This is a genomic window from Mesorhizobium sp. ESP6-5 (assembly GCF_020164695.1).
GTDB classification, from domain to species: Bacteria; Pseudomonadota; Alphaproteobacteria; order Rhizobiales; family Rhizobiaceae; genus Mesorhizobium; species Mesorhizobium australicum.
In genome coordinates this window covers 136,672-149,293 of the sequence record NZ_JAIUGR010000011.1, presented here as the reverse complement: position 1 = coordinate 149,293, position 12,622 = coordinate 136,672, and the positions used below count along the sequence as shown (strand labels likewise).

The following is a 12,622-nucleotide window of genomic DNA, read 5'->3' as shown; positions in this document are numbered from 1 at the left end:
GTCAAGGAAAAGCGGCCGGCAGTCCGGCGGCTCTTTTACCGGACGGGAGATTGGGAGGGGTAGCGACGAAAAGTCAATCCGCCGTTGCGAAGGGCCTGACGGAGACGTCGCGTGGAACGACGGCGAGGACCTTGAAGAGTTCGCCCATCGCTTGCGGCCCGGCGAGCCGTTCGACGGCATTCGATATGTTGTCGCGTGCCGCCTGGCCGGCATCGGCGCCCAGCTGGCCGGCGCGCTCCAGAATGCCCATGCCGAGCAGGAAATTGCCCTGCGTCGACAGATGGGCATCGAGACCATGCGCGCGCACGATCGCTGCAAGAGCGGCGAAATCGACATGGGACGTAAGGTCTGCCTCACCGGGATTGGCCAGCACATCTTCGTGATTGTGCCGGCGCAAGGCCTGCAGCGTGTCGCCGACACCGGGCCGCATATGGCCGTAGTCGAGGAATAGCCCGGCGCCGCCATGAGCGGCGATGCGCTCAGCGATCGCCGCCATCAGGGAGGTGCGGGCGGGCGCGATTTCGACGATCGCGCCTTGCGGCGCGTCGGCCGCATCCCTTGGCAGCAGCGTCGGGTCGACCGAGCCGGCGCCGGCGAAGAAGCAAAGATTGTCGGCGTCGTCCAGGCCGACCATGCGCTCGCGCCAGTCGGCGCCGGCACGGACGAACTGGCGGATAGGCACGGCATCGAACAATTCGTTGCCGACGATCAACAGCGGTTGATGGGGCAGGGTCTCGATCGTTTCATGCCAGCCTATCGCGAAGGGTGTCGCTCCAAGCGTCTGCTTCTGGATCTCGGCCAAGCGCGGACTGGTCTCGATCATGGCGAAGGCGGCGCCGTTGGCCAAGGCCGGATCGAGCCGCGACAGAGTGCGCAGCATGTCCTTCATCAGCGTGCCGCGGCCGGGGCCGATCTCGGCGACGGTGACCGGCATGGGCCGGCCGATCGCCGCCCAAGCCTGGTAAAGCCAGACGGCGACGAGTTCGCCGAACATCTGGCTGATCTCCGGTGCGGTGATGAAATCGCCGGCCGCGCCGAACGGCTCGCGTGTGGTGTAATAGCCATCGCGCGGATCGAACAGGCACAGCGCCATGTATTCGTTGACGGGCATCGGACCGACCGCCTCGATCAGGTCGACGATACGAGCCTTCAGCCGCGTCATGTCGCCTGCGGCTGCGCTTGCGTCATCGGCTTGGCCGTCGCCATCGCCCAGATGCCGGCCAGCACCATCGGCGTCGACAGGATCATGCCCATGGTCAGCCAGTTGGTGCCGAGGAGATAGCCGAGCTGCTGGTCGGGTTCGCGGAAGAACTCCACGAAAATTCGTGACAGGCCGTAGCCGCAGATGAAGGCGCCGCCGACAAAGCGCGGTGTCTTCAGCTTGAGGCGCGAATGGGTAAGGATGCGCAGCACGACAAACAGCACCAGCCCTTCGAGCAAGGCCTCGTAGAGCTGGCTCGGATGGCGGGTGAACGGACCGCCATTGGGGAATTCGATCGCCCAGGGCACATCGGTGGGCCGCCCCCAGAGCTCGGAATTAATGAAGTTGGCGACGCGCACGAGACCGAGACCGACCGGCACGCCAGCTGCCACGACATCGAACAGCGACCAGGTGCGGATGCCGCGCTTTATGGAAAACAGCGTCATGGCGAGGATGACCCCGAGCAGGCCGCCATGAAAGGACATGCCGCCTTGCCAGACAGCGAAGATGTCGAGCGGATGGGCGATGTAGCGCGCCAGGTCGTAGAACAGGACATAGCCGGTGCGGCCGCCCAGAACCACGCCAATGGCCGCCCAGACGATGAAATCGTCGAGATCCTCAGGCTTCATCGGCAAGACGCCGTCGGGCCAGAGTTTAGGATTGGCGGCGAGCCGCTTGGCATACCACCAGGCAAACAGGATGCCGACGATGTAACCGATGCCGTACCAGTGCACCGCCAGCGGCCCGATCTGGACGAGGATCGGATTGATATTGGGAAAAGGCAGCGAAGCCAGCGGCAGCAGGAAATATTCGTTCAACGGGGAGCTCTCGGTTGCGATCGGCGCGGACCATGCGGCAGGGTTTTGGCAGGGTCAAGGCAAGGTCACGAGCGTCAATGCTGCGGGAACAGATTCGGGTCCGGGAACAGATTCGCTTCCAGCTCCGTCGCCGGGGTGGCCGTGCTTACCCCCTGGGCTTGGCGGCCACCACTTCGCGCAAGGCGTCGTTGATCCTGTCCTGCCAGCCGGGACCATCTTCCTGGAAATGATCGAGCACGGCCCGGTCGATCCTGATCGAGACCAGCTCGCGGACATTCGGTGCGGTGGAGGGTTCGCGAGGCGGGGCCGCTGCCGGTTTCTTGACCGGCTTGAAAACAGCTTCGGCGGCTTCCACCGGATTTGTCGGTCTGCGCGGGGGCGTTGCCATTGGTGATCCTGATTGAAACGTGCGTGAAGGGAGACGAGGGCCTTACAATAGGCGAGTTGCCGCCATCAAGTACAGCTTCGGAGCCGTTCGAGAGGCTCCTGCAGGACCCGCGCCCATCATGCGGGCCGTGCGCCATAGCAGCGCGGAGGCCGCCTCGGACCCCAACGTTCTTGCATTCCTCGCGCCACCTCACTAATTCAAATCAAGCAAGCGAGGATTTGCCATGTCGACCGGACCGAACCGCATTCTCGATGAATTCGCCAAGCTGATGACCGATGCGGCCGGTGCCGCTCAAGGTGTGCGGCGTGAGGTGGAGACGGCCTTCAAGGGCCAGGCGGAACGCATCCTCAACTCCATGGATGTCGTGCAGCGCGAGGAGTTCGAGGCCGCGCGCGAGATGGCCGCCAAGGCGAGGGAAGAAAACGGCAGGCTCGCCTCGCGCATCGAGACGCTCGAGGCCAGGATCGCCGAGCTGACCGGTCAGGCCACACCTGCGGCGCCGGCGAAGCCCAAGCCGAAAAAATAATTCGTTAAACTTTTCCACAAAGCACCAGCCTGAAAATCGCTTTGCCGTGAATCGCTTACCGGCATTGCGTGACTCTTTGTGACAGGCACCTTTCCACATGCGAATGACGCAGTGCGAAAAATTAGGCTGTTCACGCGACTCCCGATCAATAGACTGAATTTGTTGCATGATTCGGAGCAGGGTCATGCAACCGGGCGGTGGGGTTCGGTCTGGGGTCTTTGCGTTGATAAGTCCCGGCCGTCCGAGTTCTAGACAAGATTGTTCGTCGTGTGTGCCCCGCGGAGCGTGTGGCGCTCCCCCTGAACACAGGAAGCATTCCATGGAACTTCTCGAACTCGAATTTTCCCGCGAAATCCATCCGGTGGATGTGATCGAGCAGGTGGCCCACAACAATGACTGGTCCTTCGAACGGGCCGGCGATGACGAAATCTCGATCTCGGTTGCCGGCAGCTGGACCGACTATCACGTCTCCTTCTCGTGGATGGAGGATTTCGAGGCGCTGCACCTTGCCTGCGCCTTCGACATCAAGGTGCCGGAAGCCCGCACGCTGGAAGTGATGCGGCTGTTGTCGCTGATCAACGAACAGATGCTGTTCGGCCATTTCGACCTGTGGGAGCAGGAAGGCGCGATCATGTTCCGCCAGTCGCTGCTGCTCGCCGGCGGGGTCGAACCCTCGAGCCAGCAGGTCGAGGTGCTTTTGTCCTCGGCGCTGGAAGCCTGCGAATGCTATTTCCAGGCTTTCCAGTTCGTCGTCTGGTCGGGAACCTCGGCCAAGGACGCGCTGGCCGGCGTGCTGTTCGAGACCTTCGGCAACGCCTGAGCAGAAGCGTTCGACATGGGTTCAAACAACGAGCGCAAGCCTGAAATCAGCTTCGCCGATTTCGATCGTGTCGACATCCGTGCCGGCACGATCGTCGAGGCCGAACCGTTTCCAGAGGCGCGCAAGCCGGCCTTCAAGCTGAAGATCGATTTTGGGCCCGAGATCGGAGTGAAGAAGTCCTCGGCGCAGATCACCAAATATTATACGCCCGAGACCTTGATCGGCCGCCAGGTGTTCGCGGTGGTCAATTTCCCGCCGCGCCAGATCGGCCCGTTCATGTCGGAAGTGCTGACGCTCGGCTTTCCCGATGAAGAGGGCGCCGTGGTGTTGGGCGCTATCGAACGCAAGGTGCCGGATGGCGGCAGGCTGTTCTAGGCTTTCCGAGGTCAAACAGAATACCGCCTCGTTCCTTGGCGTCCCCGCCGGCCTGTCGGATCAGGCAGCCAGCTTGCGCGTCTTCCCAGTGCTTCCTCGACCGCGTCGAGAAACATTTCCGCGCAGGCCTTCCAACTGTAGCGCATGGCGCGCTCGCGGGCCTGGTCGCGGCTGACGTCGAGCGCGGCCAGCGCGGCCTCGCGCAAATCGGTGGAAACAGCACCGCCGACACCATCACCAACGATGTCGATCGGCCCGGTCACCGGGTAGGCGGCGACCGGCGTGCCGCTGGCCAGCGCCTCGATGATGACGTTACCGAAAGTGTCGGTGCGGCTGGGAAAGACGAAGACGTCGGCGGAGGCGTAGATTTCGGCCAGTTCGTCATTGGGGCGATGGCCGAGGAAATGCGCCTTAGGATATTTCGCCTTCAGCTTGGCAAGCTCGGGCCCTTCACCGACGATCACCTTGCTGCCGGGCAGGTCTAGGTCGAGAAAGGCCGACAGGTTCTTTTCGATGGCGACGCGGCCGACGCATAGGAAGACCGGTCCGGGGAAGCCGAGGTCCTTGCGCTTGTCGGGCCGGAAATGCTCGGTGTCGACGCCACGCGTCCAGGGCCTCAGCTTGTTGAAGCCGCGCGCCGTGAGATCGTCGGCGAGCGACTGGGTGGCGACCAGCGTGCCTTGGCCCGAATTGTGGAAATCGCGCAGCCAGCGATAGGCCCAGCTCTCCGGCACCGGCAGGCGGGCGCTGAGATATTCGGGAAAGCGGGTGTGGTAGCTGGTGGTGAACGGCCGGCCGGCATTGCGGCAATGGCGCCGCGCCATGATACCCAGCGGTCCCTCGGTGACGATGTGAATGTGGTCGGCCTTGTAGCCGTCGATCAGGCGCGCGACATGGCCGGGCGTGGTCAGCGCCAGGCGGATGTCGGGGTAGGTCGGCAGGGGCAGGGTGCGAAAGATGTTCGGGGTCAGGAACTCGACCGCGACGTCGAAGGATTTCAGGGTCTCGGTGAGCCGCTCCAGCGTGTGGACGACGCCGTTGACCTGCGGGCGCCAGGCGTCGGTGACCATCACTATGCGCATGGCGGCCCTTTGCTCCGGAGGTCGGCGGTTGCCTTGAAACGATGCCGGAACGGCGACCATGCGGCCGCCCTCGCTTCGCTCCAGCGCACCCTGACGGGTACGGGGTCGAAGTGAGGCGGCAAGGACGAATCAAGTGCGGTCGCGCGCTTCATGCGCGCTCTTGACCATGGTTTCATGACGGGCGGATGAAGCAGACCGTGATCCCGAAAGGTCGAAAGCGGCTTTCAGGCAAGATCATGCCAAATAGAGATCAGGCCGGAACCTTGATCACCGCGCGCAGGCCACCCATCGGGCTGTCGTCGAGCGTGATGTCGCCGCCGTGGCTGCGGGCGATGTCGCGGGCGATCGACAGACCGAGCCCGGTGCCGCTGGCGTCGAGATTACGGGCTTCGTCGAGCCGCACGAAGGGCTTGAACACGTCTTCGCGCCTGTCGGCCGGAATGCCTGGCCCATTATCGTCGACGGTGACCAGAAGCGAGCCGCGGCCGTGGTCGGCGGTGACCTCAACGGTGCGGGCATAGCGGAAGGCATTGCCGATGACGTTGGACAGCAGCCGCGCGAAGGCGTTCGGCCTGACATGCACGGTCGGATCGCCGGAAAGCGTCGTCGACAGTCTGCATTTGCGCAAGTTCGCTTCTTCGCCAAGCTTCTGGAAATAGGCTTCGAGATCGAAACGTCCCGGGTCCTCCGAGGCCTCGCCCTTGGCAAAGGCGAGATAGCCTTCCAGCATCGACTGCATGTCCTCGATGTCCTGGTCGAGCGCCGCCTTGGTCTCGGCCTTACCGCCGGCCAGCGCCAGCTGCAGCTTGAAGCGGGTGAGGATGGTCCTGAGATCATGGCTGACACCGGTCAGCATGGCCGTGCGCTGCTCGATCTGGCGCTCGATGCGCTCGCGCATCTGGATGAAGGCAAAGCCGGCGCGGCGCACCTCTTCGGCCCCGCGCGGGCGGAAATCGCGCGGCATCGGCCGGCCCTTGCCGAAGCTTTCGGCGGCCTCGGCAAGGGCCAGGATCGGCCGGATCTGGTTGCGCAGGAAGGGGATGGCGATCATCAGGAGCACCAGCGAGGTGCCGACCATCCAGATCAGGAAAATGTGGGTGTTGGAGGCATAGGCCTGGCTGCGGCGCACGAAGACGCGCAGCACCTTGTTCTCGAGCTGGACGCGCACTTCGATGATGTTGGAATTGCCGACAGTGTCGATCCAGAAGGGGCGGTTGATCTGCCGAGTGATTTCGGCGGAGAGAACATCGTCGAGGATAGAGAAGAACGGCTTTGGACCGGGCGGCGGCAGCGGATCGGGCGGCAGGAGATCGACCTTCAGCTGCATGCGATCCTGCGCGATGCGGATGATGTTGGCGTAGTCGGCGTCGTGCGGGTAGGTCTCGATCAGGTCGATGATGGCGGCGATGTCGCGCACGGTGGCCTGCGACAGGCGTTGCGTCACGGTTGCCCAGTGGCGTTCCATGAAATCGAAGGCGACGACCGACTGCAAAAGGATCATCGGCGCGATGACGATGATCAGCGAGCGCGCATAGAGGCGCTTGGGCATGTAAAGCGAAACCAGGCGCCAGAACCGGTTCCAGATGCGCGGCACCGCCTTGAGCGACCGTGTGGCGCGTGCACTCAAACCGTCATTGTCCGGCTGTTCCAGTTCCGTGGTCGCCATTGGCTCTTTTCATCCGTCGGCGGTATTGGGTCGGGATGACGTTTGGCTGAATCGTCATCCTGATCCAACTCTTTGTTGGAGCATGATCTTTTCCGAAAACCGGTTCCCACTTTTCGGGACCATGCACTTGGGCCGCCGCCGGCATTCTATTCCACGCTGAGCCGATACCCAATACCGCGCACGGTCTGCAGCCAGACCGGATTGGACGGATCGCGCTCGATCTTGCGGCGCAGCCGGTTGATCTGGACGTCGATGGTGCGCTCGCCGACTTCCGAATCGTCGCCGACGAGTTCGTGGCGGGGGATGGTTTCGCCGGCGCGCGCGGCGAAGATCGCCAGGATCTCCTGTTCGCGGTCGGTCAGCTTCAGCGCCTCGCCGCCGCGCTTCAGTTCGCGCCTGGCGATCTGGAAGGTGTAGGGGCCGAACACCAGCTGCTCGACCTTGGGCGTCGCCGCCGGGCCGCCACGGCGCAGGATGTTGTTGATGCGCAGGATCAGCTCGCGCGGGTCGAAGGGTTTTGGCAGGTAGTCGTCGGCGCCGGCTTCGAGCCCCGAGATGCGGCTGTCGGTCTCCGACAAGGCCGTCAGCATCAGGATCGGCACGTTCTTCTCGGCGCGCAGCGCCTTGGTGAGATCGACGCCACTTTCTCCCGGCATCATCACGTCGAGCACGAGCAGGTCGAAATCGAGGCCGGCGAGCTTGCGGCGGGCCTCGCCGGCATTGCCGGCGACGGTGACGCGAAAGCCGTTTTCGGTCAGATACTGCTTGAGAAGATTGCGAATGCGGGTGTCGTCGTCGACCACGAGCAGATGTGGTGCGTCGTCATCCGGTGCGGCCGCGGTGTCGACCCTCTCAGTGCTCTCCATGGCTTTTCCCTGACATTTTTGCGGACCCAACGTCGATCTGAGCTCTCAGTTCCGGATTGACCATTGCTTCGAGGAAGCGTTCCACCAAGGTCCGTTCGGTGGCGCCGGAATCTTCCAATGCAGCACGGATGCGGCGTGACTGTGGCCGCGCCAGCGCCAGCGCCAGCGCACGGCCCTTGGCCGTCGGATAGAGTTCGCGCTGGCGACGGTCGCGCGGGCCCTGCAACTGCACGACGTGATCGGTGTCGATCAATTGCTTCAGCACACGCGCCAGGCTCTGCTTGGTTATCTTCAGCACGTCGAGCAATTCGGCGACGGTCAGGCCCGGCCGGCGGTTGACGAAATGCAGCACGCGGTGGTGGGCGCGGCCGAAGCCGTAGTCGGCCAGGATTTGATCGGGATCGGAAGTGAAGTCGCGATAGGCGAAGAAGAAGAGTTCGATGATGGCGAAGTCGATGCCGTCCTCGCTGGTGATCGCGGTCCTGATCGGTTTTCCGGCAGCTGGGCTTTTGTCCGTCATCATTTCTCCATGGGAACAGGAGATTATGTCAGTACTATTGACGTAATTTCCCTGCAATGGTAATTTTTGACAAGCTTTTGGGCGGATTGCGAACGAAAAGGCGAGGTAAGCCGGTTTTTCCGGAACTTCCTGAGTTTGCCAGGGCGCGATTATCCGCTTACGCTTCCAGACACCGGCCGGCGTCTCCAACCACATGGCGCTGCCAAAAGAACACGCAACGACGCTAGGATATGCGGGTCGCGACCCGCGGGAGGTTACCATGGCATCCGTTCCCTTCGATCAACTGGACGGCTTCATCTGGATGAATGGCGCGTTCGTCCCGTGGGGGGACGCCAAGATTCATGTGCTGACCCACGGCCTGCATTACGCCAGCGCGGTCTTCGAGGGTGAGCGCGCCTATGGCGGCGAGATCTTCAAGCTCAACGAGCATACGGAACGCCTGCATGAATCGGCACGCCTGCTCGGCTTCAAGATTCCCTATTCGGTGGCCGAGCTCAACGACGCGTCGACCACGCTCCTGAAGAAGCAGGGCTTCCAGGACGCCTATGTCAGGCCGATCGCCTGGCGCGGCAGCGAGCAGATGGGTGTTTCGGCGCAAAACAACCGCATCAACGTCGCCATCGCCATTTGGCAATGGCCGAGCTATTTCGACCCGGCGCAGAAGCTGAAGGGCATCCGTCTCGATGTGGCGGAATGGCGCCGGCCCGATCCGCGCACGGCGCCGTCGCGGTCGAAGGCCGCCGGCCTCTACATGATCTGCACCATGTCCAAGCATGCCGCCGAGGCCAAGGGCTATGCCGACGCCATGATGCTCGACTGGCGGGGCCAGGTCGCCGAAGCGACGGGCGCCAACATCTTCTTCGTCAAGGACGGCAAGATCCACACGCCCAAGCCCGATTGCTTCCTCGACGGCATTACCCGCCGCACGGTCATTGGTCTCGCCAGGGATCGCGGCCTGGAGATCATCGAACGCGCCATCCTGCCGGAAGAACTGGAAGGGTTCGAGCAGTGCTTCCTGACCGGAACGGCAGCGGAAGTAACCCCGGTTTCGGAGATCGGCCCTTACCGATTCGAAGTCGGCGAGATCGCCAAGAATCTCATGAACGACTATTCTATCGCCGTTCAACCCAAGCATGCTATCGCCGCAGAATAACGATAGTCACAGCTTTTCGCGCAAGCAGGGGCGGTTTTCGGGCCGCCCCTTTTATTTCAGCGTTTCTGCATTTGACTTTCCTCCAATTCGGCGTCTCATGATGGTGTCGGCCCGGGAGGCTGGCAGCTATGGAGGGACTAATCATATGGACATGAACACGCTTCTTCCGATCATCATTCAGATCATCACAGGCATCATTGGTGGTCAGGCGGTCGGCGCGGCGATCAAGACGGCGGCAATGGGTCAGCTTCCCAAAATCCTGGGCGGAGCCATCGGCGGTGTCGGCGGCGCGGCGATCCTCGGCAGCCTGCTTGGCGGCGGTGCGATCAGTCCTGACGCGGCCGCGGCGGCGACCAGCGGCCTGGGCAGCGCGCTCAACCTGCAGAACATCGTCGGTGGCGCCGGCGGTGGCGCGATCCTGACCGGCATTCTCGGCGCGGTCATGGGCGCCATGAAGAAATAAGCCTGCCGATCTCGGGCTTCGCAGAATGGGCGGCTTCGGCCGCCCATTCCTTTGGAGACGCACTGTTTGGCCTTCCGGCTGTGGACGGTTTTGAGCGATGCCTCTACATGATCGCTGACACAGCGAAAGGACGATCATGGGTCAGCTCAATGCCGGCATCGTGCCGGTCACACCGTTCCAGCAGAACTGCACCATCCTGTTCGACATGGAGGACAAGCATGGCGTCGTCGTGGATCCGGGCGGCGACATCGACAAGGTGCTGGCAACGTTGAAGGACAACGCGATCGCGGCCGAGGCGATCTGGATCACCCACGGTCATATCGATCATGCCGGCGGCGCCATGGAACTGAAGGAAGCACTCGGCGTCGAGATCATCGGCCCGCATGAAGCCGACAAGATGCTGCTCGACAATCTGGAAAACCAGGGCAGGCGCTACGGCATCGGCGGTGTGCGAAACTGCGTGCCTGATCGGTTCCTCGCCGAAGGCGAGACGGTGTCGTTCGGCGGCCATGTGTTCGAGGTGCTGCATTGTCCCGGCCACGCACCGGGCCACGTCGTCTATTATAACCGCGCCGCCAAATTCGCCCATGTCGGCGATGTTCTGTTTCGCGGCTCGGTCGGCCGCACCGACCTGCCCGGCGGCGACCATGCGGCCCTCATCGCCTCGATCAAAAACAAGCTGTTGCCGCTCGGCGACGACATCGGCTTCATCTGCGGCCATGGCCCCGGCGGGCGTTTTGGCGAGGAACGGCGAACCAACCCGTTTTTGACCTGAATGAGATGAGGACCGCTGCCGGAAGCCCAACAAACCGACAACAAAAAAGCGCTGGCCTCGGGGTCAGCGCTTTTTTGTTTGGGGCAGGGAAGCCTCAGTTTGCGGTGCAGAAATGCTGTTCGCCGTCGCTGCCGGTGAAGGTGCCGGTACGGGAATTGAAGGTGCGGTAGCGGTCCGAGCAGTACTCGTACCAGCCGCGCGTCCACGGTTCGGCGTAACGGTCGGCATAGACCACCTGCGGTTCCGCGTAGTAGCGGCGGACCGGGGCAGGGCGCACCCGCACGTCACGATCGTAGTAACCGTCATCGTAATAACGGTCGGAATCGGGTGGTGGCCGGTCATTGGCCAATGCGCCACCGATCAATGCGCCGGCGGCAAGGCCGAGAACGCCGGCTGCCACGGCATCGCCATGGCCATGGCCGTGATGGTGCCAACGGCGCCAGTCATCGGCATTGGCCGCCGAGAAGGTCCCCAGCGTGGTGGCGACCACGGCTGCGGACAGCACGGCTGTCTTGAAAATGCGGTTCATCTTGGTCTCCTTCGTACCGGACCGTGCAGTTTCTTGCAGGGGATGCAGTCCGGCTTTACGAATGACTAATATGGGACCGTGGCTGAACGGGGGCTGAACGAAAATTTGGCCGCACGCATTCTTTCACCGCCTCAAAACCGCACCTTTCGGCGCGGACCTGACTGTGGAGCCGGTCCGAAGCCGGCTCAGCCGACCGACAGGTTGACGGCCTTGGGTCCCTTGCCGCGCTTGTCCGGCTCGGTGTCGAATGTCACTTTCTGCCCATCTTCGAGACCGGGGAGACCCGACGCCTGCACGGCCGAAATATGGACGAAGACATCCTTCGCGCCATCATCCGGTGTGATGAAGCCGAAGCCCTTGGCATGGTTGAAGAATTTGACGGTGCCGGTCTGCGGCATGGGAAGCTCCTTTGATCCCATAAACTCCAGTCTCGGGCCGGCAAATGCCCGAATGCAAATTTGTCCTTTATTTTAGCGCTATCGGCAAGAGAAAGTTTTGCTGGCACTTAAAGCACGTCGCTTTAAGTGCTTGTTTTGATGCGCGTCATTGGCCCGGACCCGGGATGAACTTCCGGATGAGATGAGTCTGCGCTGCGCGGCGGACATGAAAAAGGCGCGCCGAAAACCGCCGCGCCTTTCAAAAACCCGTCTGCCTGCCCAGGTGCTGGTCAAGCTCCTCGTTCGCCCATCCGCCTGGGATGCGCGCGCGCCGATCGCTCAGGCTGCGCGCAGGTTGACCGCCTTCGGGCCCTTGCCCATGCGGTCCGGCTCGACGTCGAAAGTGACCTTCTGGCCATCGACGAGCGTGCGCAGGCCCGAGGCCTCGATCGCTGAAATGTGGACGAACACGTCCTTGGCGCCGCCGTCGGGCGTGATGAAACCGAAGCCTTTGGTCGCATTGAAGAATTTAACGGTGCCGGTCTGGGCCATTGGGGAAACTCCTTCACCCGTTCAGTCTTGGTGGTCCTGCCCGCCACCTGGCGTCGAGGGCAGTTCCTGGTGGTTGCTTTCGGCAGTCATGCATTGGCGCATGGTCAAACCCCCCGCCGAAAAACGGGGCCGTCAGAGATTCACAGTATCGGGGAAAGGTCGTCCAAAACGTTCCGCTCTCCGGGTCGCAAATGCCCGAACACAGAATTTATCGCACGGAAACGTGAAGGTTGCAAGATAGCGCCGCGGGCCGCCGCCCTTGGCGCATCCCGACGCAAAAATCGACCGATCAAAGCGTCGACCGGCCGCAAATAGGCTTCGTTGGCGGAAGGGTCATCGGCCCACAGCACCGGTCATGGATGGGCCAGGAGCGACGATTGCCGGGGACGCGGCTGGGGCCCATCGGTTCGGGTGTCGTTCTCTTACAGAAGCCGCAAACAAGGGTTGCAATTGGCGGTGGAATGACGACGATCACGCCATTGGGTGACTGATCCAAATCTTGTTTTGATCG

General features: G+C 62.6%; 15 protein-coding genes and 1 pseudogene. 6 read left to right on the top strand and 10 right to left on the bottom strand.

All coding sequences use genetic code 11. The annotated features are described in order from the left end of the window. Positions 1 to 73 precede the first annotated feature (73 nt). The 3 genes from LB524_RS19485 to LB524_RS19475 all read right to left on the bottom strand — a co-directional run bounded on the left by LB524_RS19485 (position 74) and on the right by LB524_RS19475 (position 2,407). Positions 74 to 1,162, bottom strand: a complete 1,089-nt coding sequence (locus LB524_RS19485) for a class I SAM-dependent methyltransferase (protein ID WP_224529409.1) — start codon at positions 1,160 to 1,162, stop codon at positions 74 to 76. Next, positions 1,159 to 2,019, bottom strand: coding sequence for a prolipoprotein diacylglyceryl transferase (gene lgt / locus LB524_RS19480; protein WP_224529405.1), 861 nt, complete (start codon positions 2,017 to 2,019; stop codon positions 1,159 to 1,161). Before lgt ends, LB524_RS19485 begins: the two co-directional genes overlap by 4 nt. A gap of 145 nt (positions 2,020 to 2,164) precedes the next feature. Then, positions 2,165 to 2,407 carry a BrnA antitoxin family protein gene (locus tag LB524_RS19475; protein WP_224529402.1) on the bottom strand — a complete coding sequence of 81 codons (243 nt, stop codon included), beginning with the start codon at positions 2,405 to 2,407 and terminating at the stop codon, positions 2,165 to 2,167. 223 nt (positions 2,408 to 2,630) lie between these two features. Between LB524_RS19475 and LB524_RS19470 the strand changes: the two genes are divergently transcribed. The 3 genes from LB524_RS19470 to LB524_RS19460 all read left to right on the top strand — a co-directional run bounded on the left by LB524_RS19470 (position 2,631) and on the right by LB524_RS19460 (position 4,128). Further along, positions 2,631 to 2,933: an accessory factor UbiK family protein gene (locus LB524_RS19470; RefSeq protein WP_015316097.1), complete on the top strand. Its 303-nt coding sequence runs from the start codon at positions 2,631 to 2,633 to the stop codon at positions 2,931 to 2,933. 319 nt (positions 2,934 to 3,252) lie between these two features. Further along, positions 3,253 to 3,753: a YbjN domain-containing protein gene (locus tag LB524_RS19465; protein ID WP_015316098.1), complete on the top strand. Its 501-nt coding sequence runs from the start codon at positions 3,253 to 3,255 to the stop codon at positions 3,751 to 3,753. Positions 3,754 to 3,768: 15 nt separating this feature from the next. Further along, the gene (locus LB524_RS19460; RefSeq protein ID WP_224529397.1) at positions 3,769 to 4,128 is read left to right on the top strand and encodes a tRNA-binding protein; all 360 of its coding nucleotides are present in this window, start codon (positions 3,769 to 3,771) and stop codon (positions 4,126 to 4,128) included. Positions 4,129 to 4,188: 60 nt separating this feature from the next. Here the strand turns inward: LB524_RS19460 and LB524_RS19455 are convergent. The 4 genes and pseudogenes from LB524_RS19455 to LB524_RS19440 all read right to left on the bottom strand — a co-directional run bounded on the left by LB524_RS19455 (position 4,189) and on the right by LB524_RS19440 (position 8,262). Next, positions 4,189 to 5,210, bottom strand: a pseudogene (locus tag LB524_RS19455) (glycosyltransferase family 4 protein). Between the two features lie 250 nt (positions 5,211 to 5,460). After that, positions 5,461 to 6,876, bottom strand: coding sequence for an ATP-binding protein (locus tag LB524_RS19450; RefSeq protein ID WP_015316101.1), 1,416 nt, complete (start codon positions 6,874 to 6,876; stop codon positions 5,461 to 5,463). A gap of 146 nt (positions 6,877 to 7,022) precedes the next feature. Then, positions 7,023 to 7,742, bottom strand: a complete 720-nt coding sequence (locus LB524_RS19445; protein ID WP_023770265.1) for a response regulator — start codon at positions 7,740 to 7,742, stop codon at positions 7,023 to 7,025. Then, the gene (locus LB524_RS19440) at positions 7,729 to 8,262 is read right to left on the bottom strand and encodes a MarR family winged helix-turn-helix transcriptional regulator (RefSeq protein ID WP_015316103.1); all 534 of its coding nucleotides are present in this window, start codon (positions 8,260 to 8,262) and stop codon (positions 7,729 to 7,731) included. Before LB524_RS19440 ends, LB524_RS19445 begins: the two co-directional genes overlap by 14 nt. Positions 8,263 to 8,521: 259 nt before the next feature. On the opposite strand from LB524_RS19440, the gene LB524_RS19435 reads away from it, so the two are divergent. The 3 genes from LB524_RS19435 to LB524_RS19425 all read left to right on the top strand — a co-directional run bounded on the left by LB524_RS19435 (position 8,522) and on the right by LB524_RS19425 (position 10,653). Next, a complete protein-coding gene (locus LB524_RS19435; protein ID WP_140617704.1) occupies positions 8,522 to 9,415 on the top strand; it encodes a branched-chain amino acid aminotransferase in 894 nt (297 codons plus the stop codon). Positions 9,416 to 9,560: 145 nt separating this feature from the next. Then, positions 9,561 to 9,878 carry a hypothetical protein gene (locus LB524_RS19430; protein ID WP_015316105.1) on the top strand — a complete coding sequence of 106 codons (318 nt, stop codon included), beginning with the start codon at positions 9,561 to 9,563 and terminating at the stop codon, positions 9,876 to 9,878. Between the two features lie 136 nt (positions 9,879 to 10,014). Further along, positions 10,015 to 10,653: an MBL fold metallo-hydrolase gene (locus LB524_RS19425; RefSeq protein WP_015316106.1), complete on the top strand. Its 639-nt coding sequence runs from the start codon at positions 10,015 to 10,017 to the stop codon at positions 10,651 to 10,653. A 94-nt stretch (positions 10,654 to 10,747) separates the two neighbouring features. Here LB524_RS19425 and LB524_RS19420 read toward each other — a convergent pair whose 3' ends face one another. The 3 genes from LB524_RS19420 to LB524_RS19410 all read right to left on the bottom strand — a co-directional run bounded on the left by LB524_RS19420 (position 10,748) and on the right by LB524_RS19410 (position 12,111). Further along, the gene (locus LB524_RS19420; RefSeq protein WP_015316107.1) at positions 10,748 to 11,182 is read right to left on the bottom strand and encodes a BA14K family protein; all 435 of its coding nucleotides are present in this window, start codon (positions 11,180 to 11,182) and stop codon (positions 10,748 to 10,750) included. A gap of 185 nt (positions 11,183 to 11,367) precedes the next feature. Beyond that, the gene (locus LB524_RS19415; RefSeq protein ID WP_008877668.1) at positions 11,368 to 11,580 is read right to left on the bottom strand and encodes a cold-shock protein; all 213 of its coding nucleotides are present in this window, start codon (positions 11,578 to 11,580) and stop codon (positions 11,368 to 11,370) included. Positions 11,581 to 11,898: 318 nt separating this feature from the next. After that, positions 11,899 to 12,111 carry a cold-shock protein gene (locus LB524_RS19410; protein ID WP_006202520.1) on the bottom strand — a complete coding sequence of 71 codons (213 nt, stop codon included), beginning with the start codon at positions 12,109 to 12,111 and terminating at the stop codon, positions 11,899 to 11,901. Positions 12,112 to 12,622 lie beyond the last annotated feature (511 nt).